The sequence below is a fragment of the Aeromonas sp. 11P genome (assembly GCF_051920165.1).
GTDB lineage: Bacteria > Pseudomonadota > Gammaproteobacteria > Enterobacterales > Aeromonadaceae > Aeromonas > Aeromonas veronii.
The window spans coordinates 1,556,572-1,572,096 of the sequence record NZ_JBQBDJ010000004.1; the positions used below are offsets into that span (position 1 = coordinate 1,556,572).

Below are 15,525 nucleotides of genomic sequence, written 5' to 3' on the forward strand. Positions count from 1 at the left end.
GATGATTTGTCGCTGTTTGCAGCCGATCTTAGCAGACTGCTTTCTGCTTAATAAAGTTATCTACGCACGCTTCGATTTCAGCAGCGGTGGCAAAGCTCAGTGCTTGATCAGCCATTGCCTTCACATCTTCGAAGTTGGTGTTGCGGATAAGCTTCTTGATACGCGGTACAGAGATGGCGCTCATGGAGAACTCATCCAGACCCATACCCAGCAGCAGCAGGGTAGCGCGCTCGTCACCAGCCAGTTCACCACACATACCGGTCCACTTGCCTTCGGCGTGGGACGCATCGATAACCATCTTGATCAGGGTCAGGACGGAGGGTGACAGCGGGTTGTACATGGCGGAGATCATCTCGTTACCACGATCGACAGCCAGAGTGTACTGGGTCAGGTCGTTGGTACCGATACTGAAGAAATCCACTTCCTTGGCCAGATGATGAGCCATCACGGCAGCGGCCGGGGTCTCGATCATGATACCCACTTCGATGGATTCATCAAAGGCTTTGCCTTCGGCACGCAGTTCGGCTTTCAGCGTCTCTACGGTAGCTTTCAGGCTACGAAACTCTTCGACAGAGATGATCATCGGGAACATGATGCGCAGTTTGCCGAAGGCAGACGCACGCAGAATGGCCCGCAGCTGAGCGTGCATGATGTCTTCGCGGTCGAAGAAAATACGCACGGCACGCCAGCCCAGGAAGGGGTTCATCTCTTTCGGGAAATTCATGTACGGCAGCTCTTTGTCGCCGCCAATGTCCATGGTACGCACGATGATCGGCTGATCCGGCATCGCTTCGGCCACTTCTTTGTAGGCTTTGAACTGCTCTTCTTCGGTCGGCAGCGCGTCACGGTCCATGAACAGGAACTCGGTACGGTACAGACCCACGCCTTCGGCGCCATTGCGGATGGCACCTTCGGTATCCTTGACGGTACCGATGTTGGCGCACACTTCGACCTGGTGACCATCCAGCGTGATGGCAGGCAGATCTTTCAGCTTGGCCAGCTCATCTTTCTCGGCCTGGAACTGAGCCTGGAACTTCTTGGCTTCGGTCAGCTGTTCAGCAGTCGGATTGATGATGATCTGGTTGTTGATCGCATCCAGCACCAGCATGTCACCATTCTTGACGCGCTCGGTGATGTCGTTGGTGCCTACCACGGCCGGCAGCTCCAGAGAGCGGGCCATGATGGAAGTGTGAGAGGTACGGCCACCGATATCGGTGACAAAACCCAGCACATATTTCAGGTTGATCTGAGCGGTTTCAGACGGGGTCAGGTCTTTGGCGACCAAGATCACCTCTTCGTCGATGGTGCTCAGGTTGACAACGGCGATGCCCAGTACGTTCTTGACCAGACGGGTACCGATGTCACGGAAGTCGGTAGCGCGTTCGCGCAGATAAGGGTCATCCAGCTCGGCCATCATCTTGGCGTACTGTTCGATCACCTCATAGATGGCTTTGTCAGCGGAAGCCTTGTTGTCTTTGATGAAGGATTTGATATCCCCTTCCAGCTCCTCATCTTCGAGCAGCATGATGTGGCCTTCGAAGATGGCCTCTTTTTCCTCACCGAAGGTACGACCGGCCATCTCTTTGATGGCTTCCAGCTGGGCAGCTGACTTGGTACGAGCTTCGAGGAAACGGTTGATCTCGGCATCAATCTGATCAGCAGAGATTTTGCCCTGATTGATAACGATTTCATCTTCTTTAAGAAGAAGCGCCTTACCGAATGCGATACCGGGGGACGCAAGAATGCCAGATATCATAATCCTTCCTATTAAAACGACTGTGGGGGAGGAATCTAAAGCTGGATTACTCCAGCTCGTCCATCAGGGCAACCAGCTTCTCAACAGCTTGCTGAGCATCCGGACCATCAGCCTGGATAGTTACGTTGGTACCCTTGGTCAGGCCCAGGGTCTGCAGCTTGAACAGGCTCTTGGCGCTGGCGGACTTGCCACCGGAGACCACAGTGATCTCGCTTTGGAATTCTTTGGCTTCTTTCACGAACTGAGCTGCCGGACGGGTGTGCAGGCCGTTTTCAGCAGTAATAACAACAGACTTCTCGTACATGGTTTCACCCCATATTATTGATATTTTTTGGTGGATTGGTCGTTTTTGAAGCAACCTGACCCACCGTGTCAGTATGGATATGTTGTAAAGTAACGAAAGCAGACCCGCAATGGTTTAATCCAGGTCAAGTTTCTGTGCAGTAATCGGCGCGCTGGTTGGCAATTTTCAGTTATTGGGCTACAAGCCGCATCAGGACTGGCCTGAAATTATTTTATAACGAAAAATAACACTTTGTTACTTTGTGATACCCAGCCAGCAAACACCGCGTGACGCCGCACAGGATATGAGATTTAGAGCGGAATGTCTGCTTTTTTTCTCACTCCGGAACTTGTTATTTTACCCCAAAAAATAAGGATCAAGTGACACTAACAGGGGTTGAGTCTAGCCCATAAAGAAGCGGCGCTCCTGGGAGCGCCGCTGTTTTGAAAGATTCCGATCAGTTACTGCTGCAGTTCCTGCTCGCTGAACACCCCGGCAAACAGGGCGCTGGAGAGGTAACGCTCCGCCGCGCTCGGCAGGATGACCACAATGGTTTTACCCGCAAATTCCGGCAGATCGGCCAGACGGCTGGCAGCCACCACCGCAGCACCGGAGCTGATACCGGCCAGGATCCCCTCTTCCTCCATCAGAAGGCGGGCCATTTCGATGGCTTCGTCACTGGTCACCTTCTCCACCCGATCGATGAGGGAGAGGTCGAGGTTGCCCGGGATAAAGCCGGCGCCGATCCCCTGGATCTTGTGGGGACCCGGTTTGATCTCTTCCCCGGCCAACTTCTGACTGATGACCGGCGACTCGGCCGGTTCGACCGCGACAGAGACCACCGCCTTGCCTTTAGTCTGCTTCAGATAGCGGGAGACCCCGGTAATGGTGCCGCCGGTACCGACCCCGGCCACGAACACATCCACTTCGCCGTCAGTGGCATCCCAAATCTCGGGGCCTGTGGTCTTTTCGTGGATCTCCGGGTTGGCCGGGTTTTCAAACTGTTGCAGCAACACATACTTGCCCGGCTCGGATTCGAGGATCTCGTTGGCCTTGGCAATGGCCCCCTTCATGCCGAGGGGCCCTTCGGTCAGCACCAGATTGGCACCGAGTGCCTTGAGCAGCTTGCGGCGCTCCAGACTCATGGTGGCTGGCATGGTCAGGGTGATGGGATAGCCGCGAGCTGCCGCGACAAAGGCCAGAGCAATACCCGTGTTGCCGCTGGTGGGCTCGATGATCTCCTTACCCTTGGTCAGGATGCCGCGCTTCTCGGCATCCCAGATCAGGTTGGCACCGATCCGGCACTTGACGCTGAAGCTGGGGTTACGGCTCTCGATCTTGGCCAGCACGCGGCCTTTGGTAACACGGTTGAGACGAACCAGCGGGGTGTGACCGATAGTCTGGCTGTTGTCCTCAAAAATTTTGCTCATGGTGCTATCCCTGTGTTTGTTACGACGATGAAACAAGATTACCCTGTGGTTTCTGAATGAGAAGTGACTATTCGTTATAACCATATGGTATTACAACATATAGAACTTATTCTCTCTGGCCCCTGACTCCGGGCGCCAATCGTCAAAGGAACCGACGTTATGGGATTTTCAGGAAGCAGCCAGTATCTCGCCTCCGATGCATTGAAGATGGCGGTCAATGCCGCCATCACCCTCGAAAAACCGCTGCTGATCAAAGGTGAGCCAGGCACCGGCAAGACGGTACTGGCGGAAGCGGTCGCCGACCATCTCGGCACAGACCTGATTGCCTGGCATATCAAGTCCACCACCAAGGCCCAGCAGGGGCTCTACGAATATGATGCGGTGGCCCGGCTACGCGACTCCCAGCTCGGCGACCCCAGAGTGGCCGATATCAGCCACTACATTCGTAAAGGCAAGTTGTGGCAGGCCTTCAGCGCCGAGCAGCGACCTGTGCTGCTGATCGACGAGATCGACAAAGCCGACATCGAATTCCCCAACGATCTGCTGCTGGAGCTGGATCGGATGGAGTTCGATGTCTACGAGACCGGCGAGCGAGTCAAGGCGCGCCAGCGTCCGGTGGTCATCATCACCTCCAACAACGAAAAAGAGCTGCCGGATGCCTTCCTGCGCCGCTGTTTCTTCCACTACATCCGCTTCCCCGACAAGGCCGAGATGCAGGCCATCGTCAAACTCCACTACCCCGACCTCAAGGAGAGCCTGCTCGGTGAAGCGATGGACCTCTTCTTCGAGCTACGCGAGGTAGAGGGGCTGCGCAAGAAGCCCTCCACCTCGGAACTCTTGGACTGGATCCGCCTGCTCTTGGCCGACGATATCGCCCCCGAGGCGATGCGCGCCCGCGAGCCCGGCAAGCTGGTGCCCGCGCTATATGGCGCCCTGCTCAAGACCGAGCAGGACCTGCATCTCTTCGAGAAGCTCGCCTTTTTGGCCCGGCGCGGCAGCTGACCCATGCTGATCGACTTTTTTACCCACCTGCGCCGCCACAAGCTCCCCTGCAGCCTGCGCGAGCTGCTGGACTTGCACGCCGCACTGGCGGCCCGACTGGTCGCTGTCGATATGGACGAGTTCTACCAGCTCTCCCGCTGTCTGCTGGTAAAAGACGAGGCCCACTACGATCGCTTCGATCGCGCCTTCGCCGAATACTACGAGGGACTGGAAGCCATCCCCCTGCTGCCGGAGAGCCTGCCCGAGGAGTGGCTGCGCAAGGAGTTCGAACGGCTGTTGAGCCCAGAGGAGAAGGCGTTGCTCAAATCCCTCGGCGGACTCGACAAGCTGCTTGAAACCCTTAACCAGCGGCTGAACGAGCAGAAAGAGCGCCACGCCGGCGGCAGAAAATGGGTGGGGACTGGTGGCAGCAGCCCGTTTGGCCACGGCGGTTTTCACCCTGAGGGCGTTCGCATGGGTGGAGAGGGGCAGCACGGCAAGGCGGCCAAGGTGTGGGAAGCCCGTCACTATCGCAACTTCAGCGACGACTCACCGCTCGGCCAGCGCGCCATCCAGCTGGCATTGCGCAAGCTCAGACGCTGGGTGCGCAAAGGTAATCCCGACGAACTGGATCTCGACGACACAATAAAAAGTTCTGCCCGCCAGGGCTGGCTCGATGTGAAGCTGCGGCCCGAGCGCCACAACGGGGTCAAACTATTGGTTTTCTTCGATGTGGGAGGCTCCATGGATGCCCATGTGGCCGAGGTACAGCGCCTCTTCTCGGCTCTACGCCACGAGTTCAAGCATCTGGAGTACTTCTATTTTCACAACTGCCTCTACGACTTCGTCTGGAAAGATAACGCCCGCCGTTTTGAGGAGCGGTTCGATACCCTGCGGCTACTGCGCACCTACGGCAGCGACTACCGGGTGATCCTGGTGGGGGATGCCACCATGGGCCCCTACGAGATCACCTGGCCCGGCGGCAGCGTCGAGCAGTGGAACGAGGAGTCGGGTCAGGTGTGGCTTACCCGCTTACAGCAGCACTTTCCCAAACTGGTGTGGATCAACCCCACCCCGCGGCGGGAGTGGCTCTGGCATCCCTCCATCAAACTGATGAATGACGTGGTTGGTGGACGGATGCATCCGCTGACCCTGGCGGGTCTCGCTGCGGCGATCGACCAGCTGTAACCCTCTCTACCCTATAAACCGACAAGCCGGGAACGCACCCGGCGAGGAGCAAAGATGACCTCTATCGTGATCAGTGGCTCAGGCCTCTATACCCCACCCTTTGCCGTCAGCAATGAAGAGCTGGTGGCCGCCTTCAACCAGTATGTGGATCTCTACAACGAGGAGAACGCCTCCGCCATCGACGCCGGCCAGCTCCCCGCCAAGCAGCACTCCAGCTGCGAGTTCATCGAGAAGGCGTCCGGCATCAAGAGCCGTTATCTGGTGAGCCGCGAAGGGGTGCTCAACCCCGACATCATGCAGCCGCTGCTGGCGGAGCGACCCGACGAGATGCCCTCCATCATGGTGGAGATGGCAGTAGCCGCCGCAGAGCAGGCGCTGATCGCCGCCGGTCGCGAGCCGGGGGAGATCGATTTGGTGATAGTGGCCGCCTCCAACATGCCGCGCCCCTATCCGGCACTGGCCATCGAGCTGCAGCACTATCTGGGGGCGAGCGGCATGGCCTTTGACATGAACGTGGCCTGCTCCTCCGCCACCTTCGGCATCAAGACGGCAGCAGACATGCTGGCGGCAGGCACAGCCAACGTGGCGCTGGTGGTCAATCCGGAGATCTGCTCGGGGCACCTCAATTTTCGCGATCGTGATAGTCACTTTATCTTCGGCGATGCCTGCACCGCAGTGCTGCTGGAGCGGGAGGCCGATTGCAAGGTGGCCAATCCGTGGCAGCTGGTAGCCAGCAAGCTGGTGACCCAATACTCCAACAACATCCGCAACAACTTCGGCTTTCTGAACCGGCTGAGCCCGCGTACCCGCTACAGTGACGACAAGCTGTTTCGCCAGCGGGGGCGCAAGGTGTTCAAGGAGGTGTTGCCGCTGGTGTGCGACCAGATTGCCAACCAGCTCGATGAGCAGGGCTGGCCCGCCGAGAGCCTGAACCGGCTCTGGCTCCATCAGGCCAACCTCACCATGAACCAGTTCATCGGCCGCAAACTGCTCGGCCACGATGCCAGCCAGCAGGAGGCGCCGGTCATTCTTGATAGCTATGGTAATACCAGCTCGGCGGGTTCCATCATCGCGTTTCATCTGTACAATCGCGACCTTCCTGCGGGGGCTCGCGGCGTACTGTGCTCCTTTGGCGCTGGCTACTCCATCGGTAGCCTGCTGCTGCGGCGCCTGTAATGGCGGGCCTCCCGCCGACATAACAATAACCAGCAACATGGGTGGAAATATGCAGAGGATCACGGGGCGCTGCGCCCTGCACTACGGGGTAACCCTGTCACTATTTTGTCTCTATGGCTGGCAGGTTTGCCCGTTTCTCGAGAGTCTCACCCTGCCCCAGTTGCTGGGGCCGACCTTGGTGACGTTCGCCATCATGTTCGCCGTGCGCAACCGGCTGCTCTCAAGGCGGCCCCTGCCGCGCAACGAGCTGAACGGGTTCGGCCTGGAGGTGGGTTTCTACCTGCAGGGGGCGCTGCTGCTCTCGGGCTACAACGCACTGGCCCACGACTTTCCGCTGGAGAGTCACCTCAAGGTGCTCCTGGGGATGACCACCCTCGGCTTTCTGGTGGCGGCCGATCTGACCCTGGAGCGGGATTGGAATCGGGCCAGAGCACGGCAAGCCGAGCAGAGCCTGGCACTGAGCCACCCGCTGGCCATGCCGCTGCCACGCAAGTTTACCCTCTTTACCCTGGCGACCCTCACCCTGCTGGGGGGCGTCTTCTTCTTGCTGTTCAACAAGGATCTGGAGTGGCTGGTGACGGTGGAGCGCAGCCTGCCGAGGGTCGATGCTCAGCACTACATCCTGTGGGAGATCGCCTTCGTGATGACGGTGACCTTCTGTTATCTCGCCCTCATTATTCACGGTTATGGTCGCAATCTCGGCCTATCCCTGCGCCAGCAGACCAGCACCATGGCCAGAGTGCAGTGCGGTGACTTCGACGCCCGGGTGCCGGTCACCCGGGATGACGAGTTTGGCCTTATCGCCGCCAGCACCAATCAGATGATCGGTGAGCTGAAATCCCGCAGCGACGAGCTCAACCTGACCCGCGACGTGGCCATCCTTGGCCTCGCCTCGCTGGCGGAGACCCGGGACAACGAGACTGGCGCCCATATCATTCGCACCCAGCACTACGTCAAGGCGCTGGCGCAATACCTCAGTCGCAGCGATTGGGATCGCTATCCGCTCGATGACGCCACCATCGACCTGCTGTTCAAGTCGGCTCCTCTGCACGATGTGGGCAAGGTGGGCATTCCCGATGCCATCCTGCTCAAACCGGGCAAGCTGACCGACGAGGAGTTCGCCATCATGAAGCGTCATCCGCAGATCGGCGCCGATGCGCTGGCGAGTGCCGAGGCGCAGCTGGGCTCCAACTCCTTCTTGCGGCTGGCACGGGAGATCTCCCTCACCCACCACGAGAAGTGGGATGGCAGCGGCTATCCGGCAGGGCTGGCGGGTGAGGACATTCCTCTCTCCGGGCGCTTGATGGCGGTGGCGGATGTCTACGATGCGCTCATCTCGAAACGGGTCTACAAACCGGCTTTCAGCCATGAGGAAGCGAAGGAGATCATCGTGAAGGGGAGCGGCAGCCATTTTGATCCCGGCATTGTCGCGGCGTTTCTCGCCTGCGAGGCACAGTTCAGGGAGATTGCCGCGCAGTTTCAGGATCACCACTGAGCAAGCACATCCCGACCAGCTTGCCGTGATGGCTGACAGGGCAACCGGCGTCATAAATTGTACACAAACAGGTCTGACCATAGCCGATTCAGCGCCATGCTGACGGCCTTTGCCACGCCGCGCCCATATTGATATTTCCCTTTATTTACAGCTATTTTTTGTCATTTTGTGATCCGGATTCGTGCCAATGACGCAACCGGGATCACAAGATGGCAGGAAAAGGCCGCAATTTGCCCTCCGGCGCCAATGATGGCTTCCAATGAAAGCGAGGTTTGCTATCATCCGGAGACATTTTTCATCTGTCGCCGGCTACAAAAGAATACCCTCATGTACACACAGTTCTTCGGCCTCTCGGAACACCCGTTTTCCATCTCGCCCAATCCCAAGTACCTCTATATGAGCGAGCGCCACGGCGAAGCCCTTGCTCATCTCAACTATGGATTGCAGGATGGCGGCGGCTTTGTGCTGCTGACCGGCGAAGTGGGCACCGGCAAAACCACAGTCTCCCGCTGCCTGCTGCAACAGCTGCCCGCCGAAACCGAGATCGCTTATATCCTCAACCCCTCCCTGACCGAACGGGATTTGCTGGCTGCCATCTGCGACGAGTTTCAACTCCCCTATCCCGAAGATGCCGGGATCAAGCGGCTGTTCGACCTTATTCGCGATCACCTGCTGGCCAACCTGGCGGCAGGCAAGCGCAGCGTGGTACTGGTGGATGAGGCGCAGCACCTGCTACCCGGTGTACTGGAGCAGCTGCGTCTGCTCACCAACCTCGAAACCGACGAACGAAAACTGCTGCAAGTGGTGCTGATCGGCCAGCCCGAGCTGCAACAGATGCTGCGCCAACCCCTGCTGCGTCAGCTGGCCCAGCGCATTACCGCCCGCTATCACCTGCTGCCGCTCTCTCACAGCGATGTGGATGCCTACGTCCGCTTCCGGCTGCAAGTTGCAGGCTGCGTACAACCCATCTTCACCCCTCGCGCCATCAAGACGCTTCATCGCCTGAGTGGCGGCATCCCCCGTTTCATCAACCTCATCTGCGATCGCGCCCTGATCGCCGCTTTCGCCCGTGGTAGCTACAAGATTGTCCACAGCGATATCAGCCAGGCTGCCTTCGAGGTCAATGGCGTTCGGGACGAAGGAAGCTGGGCCTCCGGTCTGATGGTGACGCTGGCGGGCGCCCTGCTGGTGGCCGCAGGCTGGTGGGGTTGGCAATTTTTCGGCGTGTTCCCCACCCGTCCGGTGGTCAAGGTCGAGGTGCCGGTCACCATCGACGAGACCGCCGAGCAGCAGGAGCAGCTGACCGAGGCGATCAATCAGGCCATCGACCCCGACAGCGCCATGCAGAATCTCTATCGGGTCTGGGGTTATGAACCGGAACCGTTCGAGGCAACCTGTGACAATGCCCCCCGTGCCGGTCTGCGCTGTCAGGAGGGAGAGGCAAGCCTCGACGAGCTGCGCGCCCTGCAGTATCCCGCCATGATCACGCTCACTGACCAGACTGGCGGCCTCTACTATGCGACCCTGGTCAATCTGGGGCCGAACAAGGCCAGCCTGATGATCGGTGACCAGAGCTGGCAGGTGGATCGCCAGTGGCTCAGCGACAACTGGGGCGGCAGCTACACCCTGCTCTGGCGCATGCCGAAAGGGGGCGTCAGCCTGATCGCCAGCAATGCCGGTCAGACCCAGATCCAGTGGCTCGACAACGCCTTGAGCCGTGCGCTGCAACAACCCGAGCGCAAGGTGCGCCGTTTCGATGGCGAGCTCAAGAACAAGCTGCAGCAGTTCCAGCGAGATCAGGGGCTCACCCCTGATGGCATCGCGGGCAGCAACACCCTGCTGCGTCTCAACGCCCTCTCCGGTGAACCCATGCCCAGATTGGAGGAGGCCTCCTGATGTCTACCCTGCTCAAGGCGCTGCGCCGTGCGCAGCAACCGCAACTCTCCGCCCATATTCCGGCCATGGGCTTGCCCATGCCCCGGGAAGAGGAGCGCAGCCCACGCCGCATCGGCTGGCTGCTGGCTCCCCTGGCCTTGCTGCTGGGGGCGGGCGCCAACTATGGCTGGCATCTAATCCACCTGCGCCCCATCGAGGAGAAGGTGGAGGTGAAAGAGGTGATCACTCCGCCCTTCGTGCGGGTCGAACCCAAGGCGATGGTGACCCGTCCACTACCGCCCCCCCTGCCGGAGCCGGTGGTACAACCCAGAGCAGTGGCCAAAAACGAGGGGACCAGTCAGGGGAATACCCCCGCGCTGAGTCTGGCCGAGCAGCTGATGAAAGCCCTCAATGAAACCCCATTGCAGGAGACGCCACACGCCACCGGCCAGAACAACGTGCAACCGGCCCAGTTGATGGCGCTGGGCTCGGCACCCCAATCGGTGCGCCAGCAGGTACCGCAATTGAGCTATGGCTCTCATGTATTCTCCTCCAACCCCGCCAAGCGGGCCGTGGTGCTCAATGGCCGGGAATACCGGGAGGGGAGCGAAATCGCCCCGGGAGTCGTGCTCGCTACCATCGACCAGCAATACATAGTGCTGCAGGTCGCCGGACAGAGCGTGACCCTCAAGGCGCTGCAGGATTGGCGAGGGTGAGTACGCACCGAGCCCTGATGTTCGCAGGCAAGCAGGATGCACCTCACCTGAGTGCCACTTTTGTGAGCATTCAAAGGTTTACGGTGTGATGAAATATCCATTTTTACGGTTTGGTGCGCCCGGACCCGTTGTGTCACAGCCACCGGCCGTACACAATACGCAGCCGCCCCAGAGCCTGGAATTTGTTGATTAATATGACGCTACGATTCAGGGATGACATCTTGACCATGCTGCTGGCCCAGTGCCGACGGCTTCCCATGACCAGAGTCACCCAGGTGGCCTTTCTGGCGCTGCTGATCATGCTGGCCCAGCAGAGCGCCGCCCTCACCTGGCGTCTGCTCACCCTGGCAAGCCCGCAAACCAGCCAACCGTGGCAACCCTCCGCCGTGGCGGTCAACGGCCAGAGCAACCCGCGCCTTGAACTGGGCGAGGTGAGCCGACTGGCGCTGTTTGGCAAGGCGATCCCCAAAGCACAGGCCAAAGCCGCCGTGGCTGCCAATGCGCCGCGTACCCAGCTCAATGCCCAGCTCAACGGGGTGCTGGCCAGCTCTGATCCCGCCAAATCCATCGCCATCATCGCCATGTCCGGCATCCAGAACTCCTATGGGGTCGGTGACATGATTGACGGCACCCAGGCACGGATCCGGCAAGTCTATCCGGATCGGGTGATCATCGAGCGGGATGGCCGCGACGAGACCCTGATGCTGGATGGCGAGGAGTATGGCAAACCGCTGCCGCAGACCAACACAGCCCCCCTTGGTTCCCTGCGCAGCGAGCTGATGGCCGATCCGGGCAAGATCACCGATTACCTCAATATTTCACCGGTTCAGGTGGATGGCCGCATGACCGGTTATCGCCTCAATCCGGGCAGCAATCCTGAGTTTTTCAACCAGAGCGGGCTGCAGGCCAATGACCTGGCCATCAGCATCAACGGGCTGGATTTACGGGACAACATGCAAGCCATGCAGGCGATGCAGCAGATGGCTGGCGCAACGGAAATGACAGTGACCGTCGAGCGACAGGGCGAACAGTTCGACATCTATGTGCGCTTGTCAGAATAATGATTTGGAGTCGTACCAATAATGACCACTAAAGGGAAAAGCTGGCGTCTGGCCACTATCGCAGCGGCACTGATGATGGCGGGCTCAGCCTGGGCCACCGAATACTCTGCCAGTTTCAAGAACGCCGACATTGAAGAGTTCATCAATACGGTGGGCAAGAACCTCAATAAAACCATCATCATAGAGCCATCGGTGCGCGGCAAGATCAACGTGCGCAGCTACGACCTGCTCAATGAGGAGCAGTACTACCAGTTCTTCCTGAGCGTGCTCGACGTCTACGGCTTTGCCGTGGTGCCGATGGACAACGGGGTGCTCAAGGTGCTGCGTTCGCGGGATGCCAAGACCTCCGCCATTCCGGTGGTGGATGGTAGCAACCCGGGCATGGGCGACGAGATGGTGACCCGGGTCGTGCCGGTGCGCAACGTCTCGGTCCGTGAACTGGCGCCGCTGCTGCGCCAGCTCAACGACAACGCCGGCGGTGGCAACGTGGTGCACTACGAGCCCTCCAATGTGCTGCTGATCACCGGCCGCGCCGCCGTGGTCAACCGCTTGGTGGAAGTGGTGAACCGGGTCGACCGCGCAGGCGATCAGGATGTGGACATCATCAAGCTCAAGTTTGCCTCGGCGGGTGAAATGGTGCGGCTGGTAACCAATCTCAACAAGGATGGCAACCCCCAGGGCGGCACTGCCTCCCTGCTGCTCTCCCCCAAGGTGGTGGCCGACGAGCGCACCAACTCTGTGGTGGTGAGTGGTGAGCCGAAAGCGCGCGCCCGCATCATCCAGATGGTGCGCCAGCTCGACCGCGATCTGCAAAGCCAGGGTAACACCCGGGTCTTCTACCTCAAATATGGCAAGGCCAAAGACATGGTCGAGGTGCTCAAGGGCGTCAGCTCCAGCATCGAGGCCGACAAGAAGGGCGGCGGCGCAACCACAGGTGGCGCCAGCATCGGCGGTGGCAAGCTGGCCATCTCAGCCGACGAGACCACCAATGCGCTGGTCATCACCGCCCAGCCGGACGTGATGTCCGAACTGGAGCAGGTGGTGGCCAAGCTCGATATCCGCCGCGCCCAGGTGCTGGTGGAGGCGATCATCGTCGAGATGCAGGATGGCGACGGCCTCACCCTTGGCGTCCAGTGGGGCAATGCCAACGGCGGCGGCACCCAGTTCACCAACTCAGGTCTGCCTATCGGTGGCGCGATCGCCGCCGGTAAGGATTACCAAGATGGCAAGACCGACACCGCAGCCAATCTGCTGAAAGAGTTCAACGGCATGGCCGCCGGTTTCTATCACGGCGACTGGGCCATGCTGGCCACGGCGCTGGCCTCCAATACCAAGAACGATATTCTCTCCACCCCGAGTAGTCACCATGGACAACAAGGAGGCCTCCTTCAACGTCGGTCAGGAGGTCCCGGTCCAGAGCGGTTCGCAAAGCTCCACCACCAGCGATCAGGTGTTCAACACCATAGAGCGCAAGACGGTGGGCACCAAGCTGGTGGTCACGCCGCAAATCAACGAAGGGGATTCGGTGCTGCTCAACATTGAGCAGGAGGTCTCCAGTGTCGCCCAGACCCAGGCGACCGGCACTGCCAACCTTGGCCCCACCTTCGACACCCGTACCGTCAAGAACGCGGTACTGGTCAAAAGCGGCGAAACCGTGGTGCTGGGCGGTTTGATGGACGAACAGACCAAGGAGCAGGTCTCCAAGGTGCCCTTGCTTGGCGATATTCCGGTGCTGGGCTATCTGTTCCGCTCCACCTCCAACACCACCTCCAAGCGCAACCTGATGGTCTTTATCCGGCCAACCATCTTGCGTGATGCGGATGTCTATACCGGTGTCTCCAGCAACAAATACAGCCTGTTCCGCGCCGAGCAGCTCAATGCCGCCTCGCAGGAGGGGTATCTCACCTCCCCCGCCCGTCAGGTATTGCCTGCCTATGGCCAGGATGTGATGGTGTCGCCCGAGCTGCAAAAAGAGATCCAGAAGCAGATCAACGAGATGCGGAGCAGACAGCAAAGCACTGTCGAGACCACCACCCCGTTTGTGCAGAGTAAGCCCTGATGAGTGCCTACCATCTGGATGGAAGCGCCGGGCCTGCGCCACTGCCCGAGCTCCCCTTTGTCTTTGCCCGCAATTTCGGGGTGATCCTGATTGAGCGGGAGGGCGCCCCCGTGCTGCAGTGCCGCCCCGGTGTCACCCCGCAGGCCCTGCTGGAGGTGCGGCGGGTCGCGGGTTGCAGCTTCGCGGTGGAGCAGCTCGATAACGAAGCCTTCGAAGAGCTGCTGATGGCCCACTACCAGCGCGACTCCTCCGAGGCGCGCCAGCTGATGGAAGATCTCGGCAACGAGATGGACTTCTTCGCCTTGGCCGAAGAGCTGCCGCAAAGTGAAGATCTGCTGGATGCCGATGACGACGCCCCCATCATTCGCCTCATCAACGCCATGTTGAGCGAGGCGATCAAGGAGGAGGCCTCCGATATCCATATCGAGACCTTCGAGCGGGCGCTGGTGATTCGTTTTCGCATCGACGGGGTACTGCGGGAGATCCTGCGCCCCCATCGCAAGCTGGCATCGCTCCTGGTCTCGCGGATCAAGGTGATGTCACGAATGGATATCGCCGAGAAGCGGGTACCGCAGGATGGCCGTATCTCGTTGCGTATCGGCGGCCGCGCCGTCGACGTGCGGGTCTCCACCATGCCGTCCAGCTACGGCGAGCGGGTGGTACTGCGTCTGCTCGACAAAAACAACGTGCGCCTCGAGCTCAAGCAGCTGGGGATGACCGCGGCCAACCGCACCATCATCAGCGAGCTTATTCGCAAGCCCCACGGCATTATTCTGGTCACCGGCCCGACCGGTTCCGGTAAATCCACCACCCTCTATGCGGCGCTGTCTGAAATCAACTCGCGGGATCGCAACATCCTGACGGTGGAAGACCCTATCGAATATGACCTCGAAGGGGTGGGCCAGACCCAGGTCAACACCAAGGTGGACATGACCTTCGCCCGCGGCCTGCGCGCCATCTTGCGTCAGGATCCGGATGTGGTGATGGTGGGGGAAATTCGAGATCTGGAAACCGCCCAGATTGCGGTGCAGGCGTCGCTGACCGGTCACCTGGTGATGTCGACCCTGCACACCAACACCGCCATCGGCGCCATCACCCGCATGCGGGACATGGGGATCGAGCCCTTCCTGCTCTCCTCGTCGCTCTTGGCGGTACTGGCCCAGCGGCTGGTGCGCACCCTCTGCCCCGATTGCCGCGCCCCGCGTCCCATCACCGAGCAGGAGCGCCTCGCCATGGGCATCGAGCTGGCCCCCGACCAGCAGGTGTGGCGTCCGGTCGGGTGCGAGCTGTGCAACCACACCGGCTACCGTGGCCGGACCGGCATCCACGAGCTGGTGGTGATCGACGAAGCGGTGCGTGAAGCCATTCACAGTGCCAGCGGTGAGCTCGCCATCGAGCGGCTGATCCGCGGCCACACCCCCAGCATCCGCCGTGACGGCATCGACAAGGTCCTCAAGGGGCAAACCAGCCTCGAAGAGGTGCTGCGCGTGACCCGGGAAGATTGA

Annotated in this window: 11 protein-coding genes and 1 pseudogene; 9 read left to right on the top strand and 3 right to left on the bottom strand. The window is 60.0% G+C overall.

Annotated elements, in window-relative coordinates; all coding sequences use genetic code 11:
* Positions 1-28: 28 nt before the first annotated feature.
* The 3 genes from ptsI to cysK form a co-directional block, all read right to left on the bottom strand.
* Positions 29-1,756, bottom strand: a complete 1,728-nt coding sequence (gene ptsI, locus ACTG1P_RS07100) for a phosphoenolpyruvate-protein phosphotransferase PtsI (protein WP_005350061.1) — start codon at positions 1,754-1,756, stop codon at positions 29-31.
* Between the two features lie 46 nt (positions 1,757-1,802).
* Positions 1,803-2,060, bottom strand: a complete 258-nt coding sequence (locus ACTG1P_RS07105) for an HPr family phosphocarrier protein (protein ID WP_005338266.1) — start codon at positions 2,058-2,060, stop codon at positions 1,803-1,805.
* A gap of 440 nt (positions 2,061-2,500) precedes the next feature.
* The gene (gene cysK, locus ACTG1P_RS07110) at positions 2,501-3,469 is read right to left on the bottom strand and encodes a cysteine synthase A (protein WP_440000865.1); all 969 of its coding nucleotides are present in this window, start codon (positions 3,467-3,469) and stop codon (positions 2,501-2,503) included.
* A 159-nt stretch (positions 3,470-3,628) separates the two neighbouring features.
* On the opposite strand from cysK, the gene ACTG1P_RS07115 reads away from it, so the two are divergent.
* The 9 genes and pseudogenes from ACTG1P_RS07115 to exeE all read left to right on the top strand — a co-directional run bounded on the left by ACTG1P_RS07115 (position 3,629) and on the right by exeE (position 15,525).
* Positions 3,629-4,471 (top strand): AAA family ATPase, encoded by an 843-nt coding sequence (locus ACTG1P_RS07115; RefSeq protein WP_013723987.1) that lies wholly within the window; start codon positions 3,629-3,631, stop codon positions 4,469-4,471.
* A 3-nt stretch (positions 4,472-4,474) separates the two neighbouring features.
* Positions 4,475-5,638: a vWA domain-containing protein gene (locus ACTG1P_RS07120; RefSeq protein WP_440000866.1), complete on the top strand. Its 1,164-nt coding sequence runs from the start codon at positions 4,475-4,477 to the stop codon at positions 5,636-5,638.
* Positions 5,639-5,692: 54 nt separating this feature from the next.
* A complete protein-coding gene (locus ACTG1P_RS07125; RefSeq protein WP_440000867.1) occupies positions 5,693-6,814 on the top strand; it encodes a beta-ketoacyl-ACP synthase III in 1,122 nt (373 codons plus the stop codon).
* Positions 6,815-6,863: 49 nt separating this feature from the next.
* Entirely contained in the window at positions 6,864-8,309 is a 1,446-nt protein-coding gene (locus tag ACTG1P_RS07130; RefSeq protein WP_440000868.1) for an HD domain-containing phosphohydrolase, read from the top strand.
* Positions 8,310-8,636: 327 nt separating this feature from the next.
* Complete coding sequence (locus ACTG1P_RS07135; protein WP_040065846.1) at positions 8,637-10,205, top strand: ExeA family protein; 1,569 nt, start codon at positions 8,637-8,639, stop codon at positions 10,203-10,205.
* The gene (gene exeB / locus ACTG1P_RS07140; protein ID WP_323923973.1) at positions 10,205-10,900 is read left to right on the top strand and encodes a GspB family T2SS assembly factor variant ExeB; all 696 of its coding nucleotides are present in this window, start codon (positions 10,205-10,207) and stop codon (positions 10,898-10,900) included. Before ACTG1P_RS07135 ends, exeB begins: the two co-directional genes overlap by 1 nt.
* Positions 10,901-11,121: 221 nt before the next feature.
* Positions 11,122-11,961, top strand: coding sequence for a GspC family type II secretion system variant ExeC (gene exeC / locus ACTG1P_RS07145; protein WP_414627619.1), 840 nt, complete (start codon positions 11,122-11,124; stop codon positions 11,959-11,961).
* A gap of 21 nt (positions 11,962-11,982) precedes the next feature.
* Positions 11,983-14,020, top strand: a pseudogene (gene exeD / locus ACTG1P_RS07150) (GspD family T2SS secretin variant ExeD).
* Entirely contained in the window at positions 14,020-15,525 is a 1,506-nt protein-coding gene (gene exeE / locus ACTG1P_RS07155; protein ID WP_075115638.1) for a GspE family T2SS ATPase variant ExeE, read from the top strand. Before exeD ends, exeE begins: the two are co-directional and overlap by 1 nt.